Origin of the sequence: Promicromonospora sp. CA-289599 (assembly GCF_050936155.1) — a bacterium.
Classification (GTDB): domain Bacteria; phylum Actinomycetota; class Actinomycetes; order Actinomycetales; family Cellulomonadaceae; genus Promicromonospora.
This window is the reverse complement of record NZ_JBNJNI010000001.1, coordinates 6,167,284-6,185,842: the sequence shown is the minus strand read 5'-3', so window position 1 is coordinate 6,185,842 and position 18,559 is coordinate 6,167,284. Positions and strand designations below refer to the sequence as shown.

The 18,559-nt window shown below is 71.4% G+C and carries 16 protein-coding genes; 8 read left to right on the top strand and 8 right to left on the bottom strand.

The genetic code is table 11. The features are described 5' to 3' along the window. Positions 1–116 precede the first annotated feature (116 nt). On the top strand, positions 117–1,217 hold the full coding sequence (locus tag ACQEVI_RS27485) for a ricin-type beta-trefoil lectin domain protein (RefSeq protein WP_432905715.1): 1,101 nt from the start codon (positions 117–119) through the stop codon (positions 1,215–1,217). A 66-nt stretch (positions 1,218–1,283) separates the two neighbouring features. Here the strand turns inward: ACQEVI_RS27485 and ACQEVI_RS27480 are convergent, their stop codons facing one another. Then, complete coding sequence (locus ACQEVI_RS27480) at positions 1,284–1,595, bottom strand: hypothetical protein (protein WP_432905712.1); 312 nt, start codon at positions 1,593–1,595, stop codon at positions 1,284–1,286. Positions 1,596–1,736: 141 nt separating this feature from the next. Further along, a complete protein-coding gene (locus tag ACQEVI_RS27475; RefSeq protein WP_432905709.1) occupies positions 1,737–2,606 on the bottom strand; it encodes an alpha/beta hydrolase in 870 nt (289 codons plus the stop codon). 140 nt (positions 2,607–2,746) lie between these two features. Here ACQEVI_RS27475 and ACQEVI_RS27470 point away from each other — a divergent pair, with 140 nt between their 5' ends. Together ACQEVI_RS27470 and ACQEVI_RS27465 are read left to right on the top strand one after the other, a co-directional pair. Continuing rightward, positions 2,747–3,325 carry a TetR/AcrR family transcriptional regulator gene (locus ACQEVI_RS27470; protein WP_432905706.1) on the top strand — a complete coding sequence of 193 codons (579 nt, stop codon included), beginning with the start codon at positions 2,747–2,749 and terminating at the stop codon, positions 3,323–3,325. Positions 3,326–3,334: 9 nt separating this feature from the next. Further along, positions 3,335–3,544, top strand: coding sequence for a helix-hairpin-helix domain-containing protein (locus ACQEVI_RS27465; RefSeq protein WP_432905703.1), 210 nt, complete (start codon positions 3,335–3,337; stop codon positions 3,542–3,544). 19 nt (positions 3,545–3,563) lie between these two features. Here ACQEVI_RS27465 and ACQEVI_RS27460 read toward each other — a convergent pair whose 3' ends face one another. Then, positions 3,564–4,949 carry an ABC transporter substrate-binding protein gene (locus tag ACQEVI_RS27460; protein ID WP_432905700.1) on the bottom strand — a complete coding sequence of 462 codons (1,386 nt, stop codon included), beginning with the start codon at positions 4,947–4,949 and terminating at the stop codon, positions 3,564–3,566. Between the two features lie 203 nt (positions 4,950–5,152). Between ACQEVI_RS27460 and ACQEVI_RS27455 the strand changes: the two genes are divergently transcribed. Next, positions 5,153–5,683 carry an SgcJ/EcaC family oxidoreductase gene (locus tag ACQEVI_RS27455; RefSeq protein WP_432905697.1) on the top strand — a complete coding sequence of 177 codons (531 nt, stop codon included), beginning with the start codon at positions 5,153–5,155 and terminating at the stop codon, positions 5,681–5,683. Here the strand turns inward: ACQEVI_RS27455 and ACQEVI_RS27450 are convergent. From ACQEVI_RS27450 to ACQEVI_RS27440, 3 genes are all read right to left on the bottom strand, one after another. Next, positions 5,646–6,929: an ATP-binding protein gene (locus ACQEVI_RS27450; RefSeq protein ID WP_432905694.1), complete on the bottom strand. Its 1,284-nt coding sequence runs from the start codon at positions 6,927–6,929 to the stop codon at positions 5,646–5,648. The two genes, ACQEVI_RS27455 and ACQEVI_RS27450, sit on opposite strands and share 38 nt — an antisense overlap. Then, positions 6,926–7,594, bottom strand: coding sequence for a response regulator transcription factor (locus tag ACQEVI_RS27445; RefSeq protein ID WP_432905691.1), 669 nt, complete (start codon positions 7,592–7,594; stop codon positions 6,926–6,928). Before ACQEVI_RS27445 ends, ACQEVI_RS27450 begins: the two co-directional genes overlap by 4 nt. A 69-nt stretch (positions 7,595–7,663) precedes the next feature. Next, positions 7,664–8,935: a hemolysin family protein gene (locus ACQEVI_RS27440; RefSeq protein ID WP_432905688.1), complete on the bottom strand. Its 1,272-nt coding sequence runs from the start codon at positions 8,933–8,935 to the stop codon at positions 7,664–7,666. A gap of 91 nt (positions 8,936–9,026) precedes the next feature. On the opposite strand from ACQEVI_RS27440, the gene ACQEVI_RS27435 reads away from it, so the two are divergent. After that, positions 9,027–9,242: a hypothetical protein gene (locus ACQEVI_RS27435; protein ID WP_432905685.1), complete on the top strand. Its 216-nt coding sequence runs from the start codon at positions 9,027–9,029 to the stop codon at positions 9,240–9,242. Positions 9,243–9,463: 221 nt separating this feature from the next. Here ACQEVI_RS27435 and ACQEVI_RS27430 read toward each other — a convergent pair whose 3' ends face one another. Together ACQEVI_RS27430 and ACQEVI_RS27425 are read right to left on the bottom strand one after the other, a co-directional pair. After that, the gene (locus ACQEVI_RS27430; protein WP_432905683.1) at positions 9,464–12,847 is read right to left on the bottom strand and encodes a S8 family serine peptidase; all 3,384 of its coding nucleotides are present in this window, start codon (positions 12,845–12,847) and stop codon (positions 9,464–9,466) included. Positions 12,848–12,990: 143 nt separating this feature from the next. Next, positions 12,991–13,911 carry an aminoglycoside phosphotransferase family protein gene (locus ACQEVI_RS27425; protein ID WP_432905680.1) on the bottom strand — a complete coding sequence of 307 codons (921 nt, stop codon included), beginning with the start codon at positions 13,909–13,911 and terminating at the stop codon, positions 12,991–12,993. Positions 13,912–14,145: 234 nt separating this feature from the next. On the opposite strand from ACQEVI_RS27425, the gene ACQEVI_RS27420 reads away from it, so the two are divergent. From ACQEVI_RS27420 to ACQEVI_RS27410, 3 genes are all read left to right on the top strand, one after another. Continuing rightward, complete coding sequence (locus tag ACQEVI_RS27420) at positions 14,146–14,952, top strand: ABC transporter ATP-binding protein (protein ID WP_432905678.1); 807 nt, start codon at positions 14,146–14,148, stop codon at positions 14,950–14,952. A 50-nt stretch (positions 14,953–15,002) separates the two neighbouring features. Next, complete coding sequence (locus ACQEVI_RS27415; protein ID WP_432905675.1) at positions 15,003–17,582, top strand: ABC transporter permease; 2,580 nt, start codon at positions 15,003–15,005, stop codon at positions 17,580–17,582. Between the two features lie 150 nt (positions 17,583–17,732). Next, a complete protein-coding gene (locus ACQEVI_RS27410) occupies positions 17,733–18,554 on the top strand; it encodes a maleylpyruvate isomerase N-terminal domain-containing protein (protein ID WP_432905672.1) in 822 nt (273 codons plus the stop codon). Positions 18,555–18,559: the final 5 nt, after the last annotated feature.

Sequence of the window (18,559 nt, the reverse complement as noted above, 5' to 3'; positions counted from 1 at the left end):
ACGGCGGGGAGTACGGCACGCTGCCCTACCGGCCGGGTCTGCTGACCCTGCGGCGCGACTGAGCTCATTGCGATCCCGAACAGAGCCAATCCCGAACAGAGCCTGAGGAGTAGATGATGCGAACAAGAGCAAGGTGGCTCGGAGCGGCCGTGGCGCTGGGCGTTGTCCTGGCCATGGTGACGACACCGACCGGACCCGCCAGCGCGGAGTCCAACGGCGGGGTGCGGGTCATGCCGCTGGGTGACTCGATCACCGAGGGCACACAGACACCGGGCGGGTCCCGGATCGGCCTCTGGCAGCGCCTGGCCAACGGCGGGTACACCGTGGACTTCGTCGGGTCGCAGGTCAACGGACCGGCGAGTCTCGGCGACCACGATCACGAAGGCCACCCCGGGTGGCGCATCGACCAGATCGACGCGAACGTCGTCGGCTGGCTGAACACGTACCAGCCGCAGACCGTGCTGCTGCACATCGGTACCAACGACGTCCTCCAGGACAACAGCTCCGGCGCACCGGACCGGCTGTCCGCGCTGATCGACCGCATCACCACGACGGCGCCGGACGCCGAGGTGTTCGTCGCGCAGATCATTCCGCTCGGCTGGAGCGAGGGGGACGCGGCGGTCAACAGGTTCAACGCGGCGATCCCCGGCATCGTGCAGAGCAAGGTGAACGCAGGCAAGAAGGTGCACCTGGTCGACATGCACAGCGCCCTGACGGCCGCCGACCTGGAGGACGGCGTCCACCCGACCGCCGCAGGCTACGACAAGATGGCCGCAGTCTGGTACGACGCACTGCGAGCAGTACCCGGCAGCATCGGCGCCCCGAGCGGCACGGAGATCGTGGGCGCGCAGTCCGACCGCTGCCTCGAGGTCACCGGGGTCGGCACCACCAACGGCACCGACGTGCAGCTGTGGGACTGCTGGGGAGGCTCCAACCAGCGGTGGACCGACACCGCCGGCAAGGAGCTCAAGGTGTACGGCGACAAGTGCCTGGACGCCTACGGGCACGGCACCAGCAACGGCACCCAGGTGGTCATCTGGGACTGCAACGGACAGGCCAACCAGCAGTGGAACGTCAACGCCGACGGCACCATCACCGGCGTGGAGTCCGGCCTGTGCCTGGACGCCTCGGGCTTCGGCACCAGCAACGGCACGAAGGTCCAGCTCTGGACCTGCGGCGCCGGACAGGCCAACCAGCGATGGACGGTCGGTAGCTAGACAGCCGACCCGGTCGCGCTCACGACGCCGTCGTACGCTCCGGCGTCGTGAGCGTGGCCCGGGACGCTACGGGTCCGTCCGTTCCTCGAACGAGGACGGCATGTTCTGGATCAGGAACCAGCTGCGTTCGGCAAGGCGCGCCTCGTCGTCCTCGGTGCGGTTCGTGATCATGGCGTACACGATCACGCGGCGGTCGTCACGCTTCGCCGGGTCGGTCTGGAACGTGTGCGCCTTGTAGCCGAGCTTCCGGATCGCCCGGCGTCCGCAGCGACGGAACTGCGCGATGCCCTCTGTGTCCCACTCGTCGAAATGGTCGGTGACCTGGAAGTCGATCTCCAGGGGTTGCATCATGGCAGCCACGAGCTCGTCATCGTCCACAGCTCGCCACGCTACGCCGGGCCGGTGGCGTGGGTCTCGTGGATCGCAGGGTGAATTCGTGGCAACTGTGCCCAGACGGAGCAGGTGCGATGCCGCCCAGCAGGTCACCGGCGCGGCCGGCCCGACACCGGAACGATCCGGCTACCGCGCGTGGCACGCCTTCAGATAGCTGAGGAACGATGCCTGAAGCCCCGTGACATGTGTCTCGTGCAGCATCGTGTTCGAGACCTGCTCCGACCGGCCCTTGGTGTGCAGCTGGTCCAGTACCGCGAGGACGTTGCGCGCCATTCCGCGGTAGATCGGGATATCTCCGAGCGCTTCGGCCTCGTTCAGCGTGATGTGCAGGCGCGGGGGAGCGGAGTCCTCGCCCGGCTCGGGGAGGGCTTCGACCAGGTCGAAGATCCGGCTGTCGGCACTCACCACACCGGGGCTGCCTGCGCCAAAGGTCGTGAACGGTGCCGCCTCCCGCAGCCAGGCGTAGAGGGCGAAGAGGCCCCCGTAGGAGTAGCCGAACAGGCCGTGCCCGGAGTCGCTGACACGCAGCTTCGACCGCAGCCGGGGGTGGAGCTCGGCGGTGAGGAAGTCGAGGAAGACATCCGCGTGCGTGTCCGACAGCTCCGCGAGGTAGGCCTCCATCTGCGCCGTGGTCATCTTCCCGGTGTCACGTGCCCACTCGACGGTGGCCACCATCTCCGCGCTGACAGGTTCCCCCGGCGGGACCAGGTCGCGGTTGCGCAGATGCTCCCAGGCCGCTGCCTCCGCGCCGGCGTAGCCGATGGTGACCTGGATGTAGGGGCCGATCGTCAGGAACGGGTCCGCCTGGGCGACGATCAGGGGAGCGGTGAGACCAACGGTCCAGTTGCCGTCCACCACGTAGATCAGCGGCAGTGGATCTGTGGAGTCCGCATAGCCAGGCGGTGTGGTCACCCAGACGCCGTAGCTGTGCCCCGACCGTGCGGTGGCCTCGAAGTACTCCGTGTCCGGCAGGCAGCCGTGCAGTATCTCGCTCATCGAGCTTCTCCTCTCATGGTGCCGCCGGCCCTCACCACGAGGACGATCCTCTCCACGGCCCGGCGCACCGTCCTCAACAGTGGTGAATTCACTGTCCGGTACGCTACTCAACAGTGGTGAGTTCGTCAACGGGAGGTACCGTGAGATCGCCGGTCGGAGAAGGTCGGGAGCGGCTGCTGGAAGCGCTGTTCGACGAGTTCGGTGAGAACGGTCCGGGTGCGAACCTCTCGATGCGCCAGGTCGCCGAGCGGCTCGGTGTGCACCACACGCTGCTCACCTATCATTTCGGTTCGCGGCCAGGTCTGCTGCGTGCCGTGCTGTCGGAGGCGCGCCGCCGCGACAACCTCGTCATCGCCGCGGCCGGCGACGAGCTCGGGTTCGAAGCCCTGTGCAGGACCATCTGGAGCTTCTACTCGGACCCGGCGCACGAGGACCGGATCCGCGCCTTCTTCCACCTGGTCGGACTCGCCGTCTACGAGCAGGACGTGTTCCACGAGTTCGTCGCGGACATCGACGACCTGGCGCGCATCCTCGGAGCGGCCGCCCTTCGCGACGGCGCCACGCCGACCCAGGCAGAACGGCAGAGCATCATCGCCACCTCGTGCCTGCGAGGACTGCTGCTGCAGCGGCTACTGACTCCGACCGCCGAGATCGACGCCGCGGCCGAGCACTTCATCACCTCGCTGGGTGCATCCGCCGGCGAGAGTCACGGGCAGTAGCGTGGGCTCATGACGGATCAGGCGGACCCGGACCAGACCGACATGGGACCCGTGTTCGACGGCGTGAAGATCGGGCGGCCGGCGACGGGTGCCCTGCTGGCCGAGGGATACCGGACGATGGAAGATCTCCCCGAGAACCTCGACGTGCTCCTCCCCATCCACGGCGTCGGGCCCAAGGCGGTGCGCCTCCTCGCCGAGGCGCGTGGCACGCGTCCGTGACGGGGTCGGGGGCGGCTACCTATTCGTCCGGGCCGGTGACGCTGAACCCTTGCTCGTTGCCGTAACGGATGACCGACTCCTGCCAGGCCTCGTGCCCGTCCGCGAGGGTGTGCGAGCCGGTGTAGGCCTGGCCGACGGTGTCGGGGAAGACGCTGTTGGCGTGCACCTGATAGGGCAGGTACTGCCACCCGGGCGCGACGTGGGCGGCCGAGTCGGCGAGGACCCTGTTGATCTGCTGCCCACCGAAGAACTCCGGCTCCTCGGCGAGGAAGGCGGGATCGGTCAGGTCTCGCATGGTGGCGGGGAAGGCGCCGGCCTCCAGGCGGGTGGTGACGCCGTCACCGATGTTCGCGTACTTGAGGAAGGCGTACGCCAGCTCCTTGTTCTGGCTCCCTTCCGGGATCGCCAGCGCTGAGCCACCGTTCTCGGCGGTCTGGTAGGCCCCCTTGGTCCACTGGGGGATCCGCGCGACGCGCCAGTCGCCCGACGCCGCGCCTGCACCGGTCGCGAGGTTCGCGGGCATCCAGGCGCCCGTCACGAGCGCGGCGATCTCACCGGTGCCCAGGGCCTGGAACCAGACGTCCGACCAGGCGGGGACGTCGGCCAGCAGGCCACGGTCGATGAGCCGCTGCCACATGCGCGCGAACCGCGCGCTACCCTCGTCGGCGAGGTCCACCGTGACGTTCGTGCCGTCCACCTGGAACGGGTGGCCGCCGGCCTGCCAGATCATCGACGTCGTGAACCCCGCGTCGCCGCTGTCCGACGTGATGTACGCGTCCGGGTCGTGCGCGTGGATGGCCTCCGCGGCCGCGACGAACTCCTCCCACGTCGTGGGCACCGTCACGCCGGCCTCCTGGAAGACCCGCGCGTTGTAGAACAGGGCCATCGGGCCGGAGTCCATCGGCAGGCCGTACACGGCCTCGTCGCCCGTCGCACTGCCGGTAGCGGTCACGGCACCCCACGGACCGGCCGAGAAGGACCTGCTCAGGTCACCCGCACCGAACTCGCTCAGGTCTGCCAGCGAGCCGGCGATGGAGAACTGCGGCAGGGCGTAGTACTCCATCTGCGTGACGTCGGGTACGCCCGAGCCCGCGCTGATCGCGTTCTGCAGTGCGACGTAGTGGTCGTTGCCCGTGCCGACGTTCGCCATCTCGACGTTCACGTTGGGGTACTTCGCCTCGAAGTCCTCGACGACCTTGTCCAGTGTGGGCTCCCATGCCCAGACCAGCAGGTCGCCGCCCTCGCGGAGGACAGCGTCGTGCGCATCGTGGGACAGTCCCGCACGGTCGGCGCTGCCCCCTGCGATCGTGCGGGGGGCGCCGCACGCGGTCAGCGCCAGGGCCAGGACGCACGCACTGGTGAGCGCTGCCACGGCCCAGCGGCGGATGGCTGGTGGTGCGGACATGTGGCGGGGTAACCCCTTTCGGTCGGCGGGTCAAGCATCCGGCCCGTGAGCTGGGGCGGCAACCCGTAGGAGCCGCCCCGGCCGGGTGCGCCGCGCGGGTTCTCGTTCCCTGTCCACCGGCTTGATCGGCGCTCACTCTCCGCTAACCCACGGCTTGCGACAGTGATGGCTTCCGGTACGTCCGTTATGCCAGGGAGACATCCATGAAGAAGCTTTGGGTCATCGGCGCGGGGGCCGTGCTGGCCGCCGCCGCATTTGGTGGACCGGCCGTAGCCACCGCCGTGGCCGCTGCGCCGCAGACCGCGCAGACCGCCGGCCACGCGCAGGTGGCGACCCACCACGGCACGCCGACCAAGGCCGAGATCGACGCGCTCTTCGACCGGTGGAACGCCGCTGTCGAGACCGGCGACCCGGAGAAGGTGGCCGACCTCTACGCCCCCGACGCGGTGCTGCTGCCCACGCTCTCGCCCGTGGTCCGGACGGACCGCGCCGGGCTCGTGGACTACTTCGAGCACTTCCTCGCCAAGAACCCGAGCGGGGAGCGGACCCAGTCCGTCATCGAGGTGCTCGACAAGAACACGGCGATCGACACCGGCCTCTACACCTTCACCTTCACCGCCGACGACGGTACGCAGACCTTCGCGGACGCGCGCTACACCTTCGTGTACGAAAAGGTGCACGGCGAGTGGCTGATCATCAGCCACCACTCGTCGCTGTTGCCTGCCGCCAGCTGATCCGTACGTTCAGGCCGCCGGTGGGGGCGTCGTCGAGCACGACGGCCCCACCGGCGTCGGCGACGAGCTGTCTGACGATCGCCAGACCGAGCCCGGAGCCGGACCTGCCCGTATGACCCGGCCCGCGCCAGAACCGGTCGAACGCGCGGGCCTTCTCGGCGGAGGTCATGCCCGGACCCTCGTCGCGGACCTCGAGCACGACGTCGTCGGTACCGACCCGCACGTCGAGGGTGATCGTCGCCCCGTCGGGCGAGACGCTCAGCGCGTTCGAGAGCACGTTGTCCAGGACCTGCTCGATCTGCCCGGGGCTCGCCAGGACCACCGGCCCGGCGGCCCAGGCTCCGGTCAGCCGGAACGCGACGTCGCGTTCGTCGCCCTCGAGGTGCCAGAGGTCGAGCCGCTGCTCGACCAGCTCCGCCAGGGGTACCGGTTGTGTGCCACTGGTCCGGGCCTCGGCCCGGGCCAGCACGAGAAGCCCGTTGACCAGGCCGTTGATCCGGGTCACCTCCCGGCTCGCCCGGTCGACGTCCTCCCGGACGCTCGCGTCGTCGACGCCGTCGACGATGTTCTCCAGCGAGAGCTGGAGCACCGTCAGCGGCGTCCGGAGCTGGTGGGAGGCGTCGGCCACGAACACCCGCTGGGCCGCGACCAGGGTCTCCAGGCGCTCGGCGGCGGAGTTCAGGGCCAGCGCCAGCGTCTGCGTCTCCGGTGGGCCCGCGACGGCGGTGCGGGCGGCGAGGTCGCCGTCGCTGAGCCTGCCGGCCATCGTCTGCAGGTCGCCCAGCGGCTTGGTCAGCAGACGCACCGCCAGCGCCCCGAGCAGCGCCGTCACCGCGAGGATCCCGACGGCGAGCAGGGCCCGCAGCTGCCAGACGTCCAGGACCCGTTCGTCGAGCGCGCTGGTCGGGTAGCTGATCCGCACGGCGCCGTTCGGTGTCGCCGGGACGGTCACGACCAGCTCGACGTCGGTCCACTCGGCGGTGGCGTCGCGGCCGTGCCACGAATCGAGCACGGCCACGCCGCCGGGTGTGTCCCGCTCGTACGCCGACACCGTCTCGGCCAGTGCGTCGCGCGCGTCCCGGTCGCCGTCCGCCAGCAGCAGCGCCATCGCCATGGCGTCTCGCTGGACGGCGGACTCGGTGTCGTCCCGCAGGTGGTTGCCGACGGGGACCGAGACCGGCAGCTTGAAGGCCAGGAGCGCTATCGCGATCAGGATCACGTAGCTGACGATCAGCCGCCGGGTCATGGCTCGGCGCCCTCGACGACCAGGCGGTAGCCGACCCCGCGTACGGCCTCGATGGTCAGCGCCCCCGCGAACTTCCGCCGCAGCGCCGAGGTGTGCACGTCGAGGGTCTTCGTGGGACCGAACCAGTTCACGTCCCAGACCACCTCCATGATCCGTTCCCGGGTCAGGAGGGCGCCCGGCTGCTCGGTCAGGAAGGCGAGGAGCTCGTACTCCTTGCGTGCCAGCGGTACCTCTATCCCGTCGAGGAACGCCCGTGCCGCTCTGCGGTCGATGGTCACCCGCCCGTAGTGGCCGACGCCGGCCGCGCCCCCACCGGGGTTCACCCGCCGCATCACCGCCCTGATCCGGGCGATCACCTCACGCACCCCGAACGGTTTGGAGACGTAGTCGTCAGCCCCGAGCTCCAGGCCCGCCACCCGGTCGACCTCGTCGCTGCGCGCGCTGATGACGATGACGGGAACGTCGCCGCGTGCTCGCAGCTCCCTGCACACGTCCAGCCCGTCGGCGTCCGGCAGTCCGAGATCCAGCAGGACGACGTCGCCCGGGTCGGCCCGCAGCGCCGCGGCGCCGCTCGCCACCCACTCGACCTCGTACCCGTACCGGACCAGCCCACGTTGCAACGACATCGCCAGCGACTCGTCGTCTTCCACCAGGAGCACGTGCACGCACGAACACTATTCCTCGGTGGAACCTCTGCCGACGTCTCGCGGCCCGGGGCGGCCGGGCGACGTGCGTCAAGCTCGTCGGACGACCTCCAGCTGGGTCAGGCGCCGTCCCCGGACCGCGGTGACGATCAGGTCGAGCCCGTCGACCTCGACGGTGTCGCCGACCTCGGCGACCCGGCCCAGGCGGCTGATGACGTAGCCCGCCACGGTCTCGTAGGGCCCGTCGGCCAGCTCGACACCGGTCCGCTCGGCGAACTCCTCGATGGTGATGCCGGCTTCCACACGAGTGATCCCGTCGTTCGACGCGAGCTGCCCGACCTCGTGCGTGTCGTGCTCGTCGCGGATGTCACCGACCATCTCCTCCACGAGGTCCTCGAGCGTGACGATCCCGTAGGTACCGCCGTACTCGTCCACCACCACGGCCAGATGACGCCTCTCGCGCCGCATCTGCGACAGCGCTGGGACCAGCTGCGTGGTGGTCGGGAGGAAGAGCATGGTGCGCATCAGCGCGCGCACCGGCGTCGTGCCCGGAACCCCGAACAGGTCCTTGACATGCAGGACGCCGACGACGTCGTCGAAATCCGTGCCGATGACCGGATAACGCGAGTACGGGCTCGCCTGGACGATCTCGAGCACCTCGGACACCGGCATGTCGCCGGCGATGAAGGCCACCTCGCCGCGGGGGCGCATCACCTCGCTGACCGACCGGTCGGCGGCGTCGAAGACGTCGCGCAGGATGCGGCGCTCCTCCTCGGGCAGCCCTTCGTGGGTCTCGACGACGTCCCGCAGCTCCTCCTCGGTCATCTCCTCGGAGGTGGCCCGCGGGTCACCTCCGAGCAGCCGCACCACCGCGTTGGTGGACACCGACAGCAGCCACACCACCGGACGCATCAGGCTCGCGAACCGGTCCAGCGGGGGCCCGACGGCCAGCGCGATGCTCTGGGAGCGTTGGAGCGCGAACCTCTTCGGGACCAGCTCGCCGAGCACGAGCGAGAGGTAGGCGATCACCAGTGTCAGCACGATCAGCGAGAGGGTCTGCGCGAGGTCGTCGGGCATCCCGAGACCCATGAGGACGGGTGCGAAGTCCGGTGCCAGCGTCGAGGCACCGTATGCGGCGGAGAAGAACCCCGCGACCGTCACACCGATCTGGACGGCGGCGAGGAACCGGTTGGGGTCCCTCGCGACCGCGGCCACCCGGGCACCACGCCCGCCCATGGCCTCCAGGCGACTGATCTGGCTCCCGCGCAGGGAGACCAGGGCAAGCTCCGTGCCGGCGAAGACGCCTCCGATCAGGATGAACAGCAGCACGAGCGCGATGTTGACCCACGTGTCCTGGTCCATCAGACGCCGCCCTCGCGCACCCGGCTCGGGCGGTGGGCACGGGGACTGTGTGCGTCATCCATGGCGACGAGTACATGGTCCGAGAACTCGTGTGTCAAACCGGGGTCCTGACGCGCCGTGCCACTGCCGGTTCACCCGGTGGTCGGGCCGCGGCTACCCGGACGTCTTCCGGCGCGGTGGTGTGGACACGGGCCGACCGGCTTCCTCCTGCACAGCGGCGACACCGTGGGTCTGGCGCAACGTCGTCACCCCGGAGAAGGCCAAGGTCGCCGAGACCCTGGCCGAGTACCGCGGGCAGTTCGCCTAACGCGCCCGAGCGGGCCGCGTTCGAGGGGTTCGACCCGTTCTGGGAGTTCGTCAGCTCCCCGCCGCGCGCCAACACCTCGCCGCTGGAGGGCTTCCAGCACTTCGGCGAGGTCAACGTCGACGGCGCGACAGGGCAGCTGCTGAGGCTCCCAACGTTGAGTGCTGGATATTCGCCCCGTGATCGCTCACGACAGGGCGAATATCCAGCACTCAACGGGGGTGTCAGTCGACGGCGTATGCCCTGACGACCGTCTTGGTCACCGACGCGCCCGCCGCGTCCCACGCCTTGACCTTGAGCGAGACGTGCTCGGCGCCGGCCGGTGCCCTGACCGCCGCGACGAACGTGTCGTCACCGGTCCGGGTCACCTTGGCCCGGTGCCAGGTGGTGCCGTCGTCGGACGACCACCACAGGCGGGCGCCCTCGACCGTCGACGTGTCGTACGCGCCGTCCTGGTAGCCCACACCGACTCGCACCCGTGTGGTCGCCGGTGCGGAGCCCGACGGGTCGAGCCCGCGCACGTCCCACGTGGTGTCGAGCAGCGGCGGGTAGGCCTCCTCGGCGTCGTCGGGCCGCGCGTGGAACTCCCACTCACCGGTCACGCTGGTGGCGAGCCGGTACGCGGGGTCGTCGGGCGTGCTCTCCAGCAGCATCCGGTAGTCGGCCCCGCCCTCGGGCACGGTGGGGAACGAGTAGGGCTCGGGGACGTCGTCGATCAGCTCGCCGTCCTGCCAGACACGCAGGCGTTCGACGATGTCGGAACCCCACAGGACGCCGTTGTCGGCATCGGCCCGGCCCGACGGCGTGAGCCAGATGTCCCCGCCCACCTGCGTGACCGGTGTGATCGCCGTGGTCGACGGCGCGAGCGCACCCGTCGCCAGCCCCTGCCGGGCGCGGCCCGGCTCGCTCCAGACGTGCCGCACGGCCTCGGTGAGCACCACGCCCACGCCGTCCTCCTGGATCTCGGACCCGAGGTACCACCTGCCCGGCAGGGCCGTCACGTACTCGGTGCGCCGCGTCCCGACGGGGACCGCTTCGTCGGCTCCGCCGGCGATGATGGTGCCTGGCTCCCAGTAGTGGCGCCGCGCGAGGTGGGTGTCGCCGACCGAGGCGCCGTAGCTCGTGTCGACGGCGACCGTGGTGCTGCGGTCGCCCACCAGTGCCGGCACCTCGACGCCCTCGCTGTGGTGGGCGAGGTCGTAGCGGTAGGGAGCCGCCTTGTCCTTGCTGTCGGCCCCGGTGGTGGGCGGCAGCAGCGTCGCCTGGACGATGGTGTCGTAGTCGCCGTGCGACGCCGCGGGCACCGGGGTCAGGGCGAGGTCAGTCCCTGGCCCGTACATCACGTTGACCCCCGCGGTGGCGAGCTCCGCCGAGTCCTCTGTCTCCACGGAGAGGCCCAGGCTCGCCAGCTCGGCCGGCCGGTGCGTCGATGTGGTGACCTCCCGCGCCGTCGTGCCGTCCAGGAGCACCTCGGCGTCGGCCGTCGCGTCGACCTCACCGCTCGACAGGAACAGTGCGTCGGTGACCGCGCCGTCCTCGTCCAGCGTCTCGACGAAGGCCATCGGGCTGTAGACGCCCGGGATGACACGTGCCGTGGCGACGCCGTCCTCGAAGAAGAGGTTGGTGCCGAAGACGCCGCCGTTCTCGGGGTCCAGCTTGATCGCGGCGCCCCAGGTGTCGGCCGTGACGGGCTCGCCCGCCCGGTCGACGGCGCGCACCGTGAGGTTCACGTACTCGCGCTCCTTGGCCCAGCCGACGGGCGTGCGTACCGTGGTGCCGTCCGACCCGGTGGCGACGAGCGTGCCGCCGATCGCGCCGATCGCGCCCGGGCCGTCGGCAGCGGTCACGTCGACGGTCGCGGTCCCGCCCGCCGGCACGACCACGGAGCCTGCCGACAGGGTGAGCGCGGCGGTCACGTCGGTGCCCGCCGAGTCGGTGACGTCGCTCGCGACGGTGAGCGTGACGTCGTCGGACCCCGCGTTCGTGTAGGTCACGGTCTCGGTGGCCGTCTCGCCGTCGTGCGGCCAGGCGAAGGCGCCGAACGAGACCGACGGCGTGGCCGTGACCTGCTGTGCGATGGCGCCCGGGACGGTGATCCGCCCGGCGCCCTCGGTCCAGACGTCGGCGCCGGTCGACACCGCCGAACCCATCAGCGCGGACTTGAGCGCCGTGGCGGAGAGGTCCGGCCGGGCCTGCTTGAGCATCGCGGCGGCGCCCGCCACGTGTGGGGCGGCCATGGACGTGCCGCTCAGCGCGACGTGCAGGTCGTCGACGACGTCGCCCGCCGTCGTGCCTGCGGCCCGCGCGGCGACGATCCCGTCGCCCGGGGCGACGACGTCCGGCTTGAGCAGCCCGGCGTCAGCGCCGCCACGGCTGGAGTAGACGGTGACCTCGTCCGCGTCGTCGACGGCGCCCACGGTGAGGGCCTTCGCGGCGATGCCTGGCGAGCCGACGGTGCCCTCGCCCAGGTCGCCGTCGTTGCCGGCGGCCACGACGAACAGCGTGCCGAACTGCTCGGTCAGCTCGTCCACCGCGACGGCGTCCGGGGACGGGACGTCGAAGAACAGGCTGCCCAGCGACAGGTTCACGACGTCGGCGCCCTCCGCGGCCGCCCACTCCATGCCCTCGATGACGCCGGACAGCTCGCCGTAGCCGTCGTCGTCCAGCACCTTGCCGACCAGCAGGTCGGCGTCCGGGGCGACGCCCTTGTTCACGCCGTCGGACGCGTCGCCCGAACCGGCCAGGATCGACGCGACGTGCGTGCCGTGGCCGTCGCCGTCGACCACGTTGCCCTTGCCGGAGAAGTCGCGTTCGCCGACCACCACCTCGTCCAGGTCGGGGTGCGTCGCGTCGATGCCGGAGTCGAGCACGGCGACCGTGACGCCCTCACCCGTGAACCCGGCCTCCCACGCCTCGGGGGCGCCGATCTGCGGGCTGGAGTCGGCGTCCGAGGCCCGGACCGGCTGGTCCAGCCAGACGTACCCGACGCTGCCGCTGTCGGCCCTCTTGACGGATGCGCCGGTGTCGGCCGGCGCGAGGGCGTCGAGCAGCTTCGCCGCGCGGCCCTTCGGCAGGACGTCGGCCACCGCGCCCACCGACTCCAGCCTCCGGTCGGGCGTGATGCCCGACGCCGCCCAGTCCTGCTCGGTCGGCGCCGCCGACCGGGCGCTGCCGTCGGAGGAGCCGGCCGCCGAGGCGGCCTGGACGATCACGGGCAACGTGTCGCGCGACGCGTCGTCGTACCCGGCCTTGACCAGGCCCGCGACGTCGAACAGCGCGCGGTCCAGGCGGCCTGGCACGAGCTGCGCGACGTCGCGCGGGATGACGTAGAGATGCTCTCCCGCACGCTGCTGGAAGAAGGCCATGCCCTCCCGGCCCGCGCCGGGCTGCGCTGTCGCCGTGACCGAGCCGTCCGGCGCGGTCCGCACCGTGACGACGTCGCCGGTCAGCAGCGTGACGGTCGCGGGACGACCCCGCGTCGCGGCCGCCGGGGACTCCTGCTCATGGTGTGGTGCCGGTGTGTCCTGCGGGACGCCCGCGGTCGCCCACGTCCCCCCGCCCAGTGCGATCGCCATCGCGACCGCTGCCGCACCTGCTTGTCTGCGCATCGGGTTGCTCCCGTCCGGGTCGAGCGCGCCGCCTGTGCGGCGCCACGGTCATCAGACGCGCGAGCCCCGGAGATGGGTTGCGTGACCTGCGGAATCAGTCCGAACCAGGAGGTGTCGACCTCAGTGTCGGAGGAGGTTCCGGCTCAGGCACGCTGGATGGCGCGGAGGACGCCGCTGCCGGCCTCGCGTTCGGCGGCGCTCCCGGCGTCGGCGATGTGCGCGACCGCCTGCAGCGTGGCCCAGGCTCGGACGCGTTCGAGGTCGGCGCCGAGCCCGTCGGCCACGGCGTGCAGCAGCTCGGTGCCGCGAACGGGTCCGTGGAGCTGTTGCTTGAACAGGAAGTACCCGCCGTCGAAGGCGCGTTCGGCCAGCACCGGCTTGGGGTCGATCAGCAGCCAGGGCTCGCGGACGGACGAGACGACATTGCTCAGGTGGTTGTCGCGGTTGGCGATCCCGACCTCGTCGGTATCGGCCAGCGCGCCGCACAGGCGCACACCGAGCGCGAGCTCCTCGACGATGTCGGGTGATCGGCCCGCGGCCTCGTCGAAGTACTCGGCCCAGCCCTTGAGGAGATCGGCAGCCCGGGGGATCGCGGGGTAGCCGACGGCGGGGACCGGGGTGCGCCAGAGCCTGCGGAACAGGTCGCAGGCGATCGCGAAGCGCTCCCGGGCGGCGTCGTGCTCGCTCAGGCCTGGGAACTGGTGGGCGAGCAGCGCCGTACCGGGTCGAGCGCTCTCGAGGAGCATCGCGCCGGAGTCGGGGTCGTACTCGAGGAGGCGCACCGCGCCGTCGCCGTCGTAGGCGCGCAGGGCGGTCGGCTCGGACCGGTTCTCCGCGTCCTGCAGATCGAGCTTGAGCACCGCGGGGCTGCCGTCGGCCCGGTCGAGGGGCAGCACGTAGGCGGTGGTGCCGCCGGTGAACGGAGCTCCGGCGGGGTGCAGGTCCCACGCCTCGGCGAGGCCACTGACCGTCGCGGGGAGCGCGTCGACCCAGGTACGGCCCCGGTCGCCGTACCAGTCGAGGGCCCGCTGACGGACGGACGAGGGGAGCGGCGCGAGGGGCATCGCACAAGTATCGGGACGGACGTGTTCCGGGCCAATCTTTTTCGCTGTGGCGGCATCGCTGACGCTGCGGGACCCGGTGGCGACCTGGCCTACCTCGAGACGATCGAGGTCGCCGTCGAGCGACCGGACCCTGCCACGGGCGCCGTGCGTACGACCTGGGTATGACCACCGCCGCGGCAGGACCAGACCAGGGCCGGATGTGGTCCGAGGGCGTGTCTCCGTAGCGTCTCCTCCATGGACTTCACCGTTAATGCGTCCGGGGCCTCACCCGCTGTGCGCGCACGCTCACTGACCAAGACCTATGGGAAGGGCGAGGCGACCGTGCGGGCCCTGGACGGGGTGGACGTCGACTTCGAGCAGGGCCGGTTCACGGCGATCATGGGCCCGTCGGGCTCGGGGAAGTCGACGTTGATGCATCTGCTGGCGGGTCTGGACTCCGCGACGAGCGGGCAGGCGTTCCTGGGTGACACGGAGATCACGGGCCTGAACGACAAGGCGTTGACGCGGTTGCGTCGGGACCGGGTCGGGTTCGTGTTCCAGCAGTTCAACCTGTTGCCGATGTTCACGGCGGAGCAGAACATCACGCTGCCGGTGGAGCTGGCGGGCGGGAGCGTGGACCGGGCCTGGTTCGACACCCTGGTGGAGACCCTGGGGTTGCGGGGGCGGCTGACGCATCGTCCGGGTGAGCTCTCTGGTGGGCAGCAGCAGCGTGTCGCGATCGCGCGTGCGTTGATCGCGCAGCCGGATGTGGTGTTCGCGGACGAGCCGACGGGGAACCTGGACTCGCGGTCGGGGGCTGAGGTGCTCTCGTTCCTGCGTCGTTCGGTGCGGGAGCTGGGTCGCACGATCATCATGGTCACGCACGACCCGTCGGCGGCCGCGTATGCGGATCGTGCGGTGTTGATCGCTGATGGCCGGATCGCGGGGGACATCAGTGATCCCACGCCTGATTCCGCGATGGCCGGCCTGGACGCGCTGCGCACCCTCGAACCCGCCGTCGCGACCGCCCCCCGGGCCTCCGCATTCGAGACAGGTGCGTGATGGGGAACTCATTTCTTTCCTTCCCCACCGCCCGGCTCACCCTGGGGCAGATGCGGCGCAGTGCCGGCCGCCTCACCGCCGCGGGAGTGGCGATCCTGATCAGCACGGCGTTCGTCACCGTGACGCTGCTCGCCGGCGGCGTCATCCAGGGCACCACGCACGACATGGTCGCGGCGCAGTACGCGAAGGCCGATGTCGTCGTCGCCACGGCCGACGACGGATCATTCACCGCCGACGACGTCAGCGCCGTCTCGGCCGTCGACGGCGTCGCGACCGTCCAGCCGCTCACGAGCTGGTTCGGCGATCTGCGCAACGGCGGCAAGGGCGGCTACCAGACGTTCGCGCCGGTCCCCGAGGACCCGAGGCTCTCGCCGCTCGAGCTGACCGACGGCGCCTGGCCCGCCGCCGACGGCGAGGTGGCACTGACGTCGAACCTGGCCGAGCGGCTCGAGGTCGGCCTGGGCGACACCGTGACGCTCAAGCGCACCGTGTACCCCGAGGGCTGGGCCGACAGCCAGGCGGACGATCCGGCTGCCGAGCTCGGCGAGCCGGAGGACGTCACCGAGACCCTGACCGTGACCGGCCTCGCCGCCGACCCGTACGGCGCCTACTCCGTGTACGGCGGGGCCGCCGCGGTTCCCGCCGCGACGCTCGACGCCTGGAACGCGGTGGAGCCCTACCCGAACCCGGTCAGCGAGCTGCTCGTCGCGCTCGACGCACCGCTCGACGGCGGGAGCGTGCCCGGTCCTCTTGCCGAGTCCCTTGCCGAGTCGCTCGACGCCGCCGCCGGCGGGGCCGACCGCAGCGTGGACGTCGACACCACAGAGGAGGTCGCGTCGGCGCGGGCCGCCGCGCAGACCGGCGGCCAGGACCTCGTCTTCCTCGTGTTCGTCATGACGTTCGCCGCCATCGCCCTGCTCATCGCGGCCATGGTCATCACCAACACGTTCCAGGTGCTCGTCGCCCAGCGGACGCGGACGCTCGCCCTGCTGCGCTGCATCGGCGCGGGCACCGGCCAGCTCTACCGCAGCGTGCTGCTCGAAGCGGCGATCCTGGGCGTGGTCGCCTCGGCCGTGGGCATCCTGACCGGCGGGGTGCTCGCCCAGGTGGCGCTCATGGTGGCGCCCGCCTTCGACCTGGGCGTACCGCTGCCCGCGACGATCACGCCGACCTGGCAGGCGGTGGTGCTCCCGCTCGCGGTGGGCGCCGGCGTGACCGTCCTGGCCGCTGTGGCCCCTGCCCGCTCGGCCACCCGGGTCGCGCCGCTCGCCGCGCTGCGGCCGTCCGACGCCCCGACGCTGCGCGCCCGTTCCGGCCGCACCCGCCTCGTGATCTCGCTGCTCGCCCTGGTCGGCGGCTTCGCGTCACTCGGCGGCGGCGTGGCGCTGGGCATGAACGGCGGTACCCAGCTCGGCCTGGTCGCCGCGGTCGGCGGTGGTGCCCTGGCGTTCTTCGGCGTCGTGCTGAGCGCGGTGCTGTGGCTGCCCCGCGTCGCCGCGGTCCTGGGCAGGCTCGTGGCCCGCACCGGTCCGGCGGCTCGCCTGGCGGTCGCCAACACCCTGCGCAACCCGCGCCGGACGGCGGCGACCTCCACCGCGCTGCTCATCGGCGTCACGCTCGTCACGATGATGTCCACCGGCGCGGCCAGTGCCCGCATGTCCGCGGACAGCCTCCTCGACGAGCAGTTTCCGTACGACGTGGCTGTGATGCCGTCCTCGCCCGAGTACGCCGAGGGTCTGCGCGACGCCGTCGCCGACACCCCCGGCATCGCCGACACGGTGCTCGTGACGAGCACGACGGTCACGCTCGGCGACGTGGCGGACTCGAGCGTCGTCGCCGCCGACCCCGACGAGCTCACCGCGGTGGTGAACGTGCCGGAGCAGGCCGGGCTGCTGACCGACGGCTCGATCCTGCTCACCCAGGGCACGGCCGACGAGATGTCGCTCGACGCGGGCGACCCGGTAGCGGTGTCGAGCGACGACGGAGCGGTCGACCTGACCGTCGTCATCACGACCGCCGACGCGCTCAACCGCACGATCACGGCCGCCGACCTCGGTCGCGTGAACGTCCCCGCCGAGAACACGACGACCGACATCTGGGCGCACATCTCGGGCGGTGAGGCGACCACCGTGCTGGCGGACGTCCAGGACGCCGTCGCGCAGGTGGACGGCGGCGCGTTCGTCATGGGGCCGGCCGCCCAGGCCGCCCAGTTCCGCCAGGTGGTGGACGTGATCCTCGGCATCGTGGTGGGCCTGCTCGCCGTCGCCGTCGTGATCGCCCTGATCGGCGTCACCAACACGCTGTCCCTCTCGGTCATCGAGCGGACCCGCGAGTCCGCGACCCTGCGGGCCATCGGTCTGAGCAAGGAGCAGCTGCGCGGCATGCTCGCCGTGGAGGGCGTGCTCATCGCGGGCGTCGGTGCGATCCTCGGCATCGTGCTGGGGCTCGTGTTCGGCTGGGCGGGGGCGGCCACGGCCCTGTCCGTCATGGGCGACGTCCGGTACGCCGTCCCGTGGGCGGACCTGGGCATCGTGCTGGCCGTCGCGCTCACCGCCGGCCTGCTCGCGTCGGTCCTGCCGGCCCGGGCCGCTGCCCGCACCTCACCGGTGGCGGCGCTCGGCGTGGAGTGACGTCGGTCGGCCCGGCCGAGGGCCCCGCACCTGCCTACGCAGGTGCGGGGCCTGGTCGTACGTCCGGGCGACCCACCGGAGGGCACCGGTGAGTTCTTGCGGCTCGCGGAGTCGGCCAGGGCACGACCAACCTACGGAACGGACAGTCAGATGACCGAGCTGAACGCGGAACGCGCACGCCGGGCGATCGTCGAGCACACCCGGCGGCTGGCGGAATCAGCCGCCGCCGCCGGGCCTGACGCTCCCGTGCCGACCACGCCGGAGTGGACCGTCACTCACCTGGTGGAGCACGTGGGCCAGGTCCAGCACTGGACAGCCGAGATCGTCGAGCGCCGCATCACCGACCCCGCAGAGCTGCCCACGGAGATGGCAGCCCTCCCCGCCGACCCTCGTGACTGGCCGGAGTGGTTGTCGGAGTCGGCGCAGCGCGTCGCGAGCGCCTTCTCCGACGACGCGCTCGACGCGCCGGTGTTCAACCCCGCTGGGGACGAGCGGCCCGGGGCGCGGTTCTGGCTGATCAACGTCCTCAACGAGACGATCGTCCACGGCTTCGACGGCTCCAGGACGGCTCACAGGGCAGCCGACGCCGACCTCCACGACTACATCGACGGGGACGCCGCGGCTGCCCTCATCGGTCACCACCTCGCGATGCTCACGTCACCGACGTGGGAGATGCTGCGGTCGGAATCCGCGCACGCCATCCGAGGCACCGGGCAGACGCTGCAGTGGCTGGCCACCGATACCGCGGACGGCGTAGGCGCCTGGTTCGTGGAACGCCGGCCGGACGGCGCGATGTGGCAGCCCGGCGTCCAGCGGGCAGACGTCACCGTGACGGGGCCGGCCGGAGCGCTGCTGCTGACCCTGACCCGGCGCCTTCCGCTCGCCGCCCGGGATGCGGCCGGCGTCAGCGTCGAGGGCGACATCGACCTCGTCCGGCACTGGCTCGACAACACCGCCCACATAGCCGACTGACCGGC